General features: G+C 74.6%; 1 protein-coding gene, 1 tRNA gene and 1 pseudogene. All 3 read left to right on the top strand.

What is annotated here, in order from left to right; all coding sequences use genetic code 11:
* Nucleotides 1-228 precede the first annotated feature (228 nt).
* Nucleotides 229-1,680: a S8 family peptidase gene (locus HMPREF3105_RS12445; protein WP_223247504.1), complete on the top strand. Its 1,452-nt coding sequence runs from the start codon at nucleotides 229-231 to the stop codon at nucleotides 1,678-1,680.
* Nucleotides 1,681-1,879: 199 nt separating this feature from the next.
* A tRNA-Val gene (locus HMPREF3105_RS12440) sits at nucleotides 1,880-1,953 on the top strand.
* 157 nt (nucleotides 1,954-2,110) lie between these two features.
* Nucleotides 2,111-2,323: pseudogene (locus tag HMPREF3105_RS12435) on the top strand (threonine/serine exporter family protein); the annotation flags it as partial.

Raw genomic sequence — 2,323 nt, 5'->3', positions numbered from 1 at the left:
GGCGCCGTCGTCGTGTCCGGCGCGGGCCGACGCTGGGGTGCCGCTGTGCGCGCCCCGACCATCCGCCCGGCCCGGCTGGCGGAACCGCGAGAGATGCCTCGACCATCCGCCAGACTTCGGCCCGCGGCCTCGCCGTGACGGAATCGTGACCCTACCGTGAGCTCAGTCACCCTGGCCCGAGCCCCTCGGGCGCCCGCATCCGGTGACCCAGAACTCCGAGGAGATCCCGTGCAGTCCTCCACACCCCGCAGCACCCGCCGCCGCATCGGCGCCCTCGTGGCCGGCGCCGTCCTCGCCGGCGGGACCCTGACCTCGTCCCCCGCGCTCGCGGCCCCCTCCGGCGGCGCCCCCGCCGCACCGGCAGCGAGCCCGACCGCCGCCTCACCCCTGGCGGCGGCGCAGGCCGAGGACCCGAACGCCGACGGCTACGACTCCTTCATCGTCACCTACAAGGAGACCGCCGCCAATGCCCACGCGAAGGGCCGCGCGAACGCCTGGGGCAAGGCCGCGAAGGAGGCCGGAGTCTCCGTGAAGGAGCTGCGTGAGACCGCGCTCGGCTCCCGCGTGATCACGGCGGACCGCAAGCTGGATCAGGCCGAGTCCGCGAAGTTCATGGCCGACCTGAAGGCCTCCGGGGCGGTCGAGGCCGTGGAGCCGGACGCGCTCCTCACCGCCACCGGCCTGAGCCCCGTGGACGCCCTCTACTCGCAGCAGTGGGGCTTCACCGGCAGCCACGGCATGCGGGTCCCCGGGGCGTGGGATCGCACGACGGGCTCCGGTGCGACCGTGGCCGTCATCGACACCGGCATCACCTCCCACCCGGATCTCGACCGCAACGTCGTGCCCGGCTACGACTTCATCTCCGACAGCGCGGCGGCGCGCGACGGCGGTGGCCGCGACTCCAATCCGCGTGACGAGGGCGACTGGTACGCCGCCGGCGAGTGCGGCACCGCCGGTGCCTCCGACTCCTCGTGGCACGGCTCCCACGTGGCGGGCACCGTCGCGGCCGTGGCCGACTCCCAGGGCGTCGTCGGTGTGGCGCCGAACGCGAAGATCCAGCCGATCCGCGTGCTCGGCAGGTGCGGCGGCTCGCTGTCCGACATCGCCGACGCGGTCGTGTGGGCCGCCGGCGGCACCGTGGCGGGCGTGCCGGCCAACCCGAACCCGGCGGACGTCATCAACATGTCCCTCGGTGGCTCCGGCGTGTGCGGCACCACCTACCAGAACGCGATCAACGCGGCCGTCTCCCGCGGCGTGCCCGTCGTCGTGGCCGCGGGCAACGAGAACCAGCCCGCCGCCAACGTGCGCCCGGCCAACTGCCGGAACACCATCGTGGTGGCCGCCTCCACCCCGCAGGGCGCCCGCGCCTCGTTCTCGAACTACGGCTCCGCCGTGGACGTGACCGCCCCGGGCGCGAACATCATCTCGACCGTGAACAACGGCGCCACCACCCCGACGACGGCCGGCCACGCCGCCTACAACGGCACCTCGATGGCCACCCCGCACGTCGCGGGCCTGGCCGGTCTGCTGCTGGCCACGAAGCCCAGCCTCACCCCGGCCAACGTCGAATCCACCCTCACGTCCACGGCCCGCTCCATGCCGGTGACCTGCTCCGCGGGCTGCGGCGCCGGCCTGGCGGACGCCGCCAGGGCGGTCTCCTCCCTCGGTGGCAGCTCCTGACCGGAGCCCGCCCGGGCGCCGGGACCTCGTTGGTCGCCCAGGGCGGTTTCGAGCCCGGCGCCACGCTGACCGACGCCTGACGTGCTCGTCGGCTCTCGATGGCCGCTCCGCCGTGCGCGGGGTGGCCGTCGCCCGGGTGGACAGGCGGCGCCGCCTGAGGTATCGTTTTTCGAGTTGTCACCCCCATGGGGCGACGCCTGGATCTTTAGCTCAGTTGGTTAGAGCGTTCGCTTCACACGCGAGAGGTCGCTGGTTCGAGTCCAGTAAGATCCACCGCAGCAGGGCCCTCCTCCGGGAGGGCCCTTTCGCGTCCCCGGGCCGCGGTGCCGACGGCCCCGGCGGGGGAGGTGCCGGCGTGGTTGGATGGACGCGTCGGCGGGGCTCGGCCCACCGCCGTGGCGCGTCCAGCGCCCGCACACGGAAGGAGAGGGTGAGCCGCATGGAGCAGGAGGGCACCCAGGAGCCGGCGCGGTTCGACCCCCTCATCGCGGAGCCCCCGGCCGTCCCCACGCTCATCCCCGTGCTGCGCCCGGCCGGTGCCGAGGACGCCGCCGCTGTCGGCGACCTCGCGCTCGACCCGGAGGACCCCGGCCTGCTCGACCTCGACCCGGCGGAGTCGGCCCACCCGGCCGCGGTCGCCGTC

It is taken from the genome of Micrococcus sp. HMSC31B01 (assembly GCF_001816085.1).
In the GTDB taxonomy this organism is placed as follows: Bacteria; Actinomycetota; Actinomycetes; order Actinomycetales; family Micrococcaceae; genus Micrococcus; species Micrococcus luteus.
This window is presented reverse-complemented; position numbering and strand designations above follow the sequence as displayed.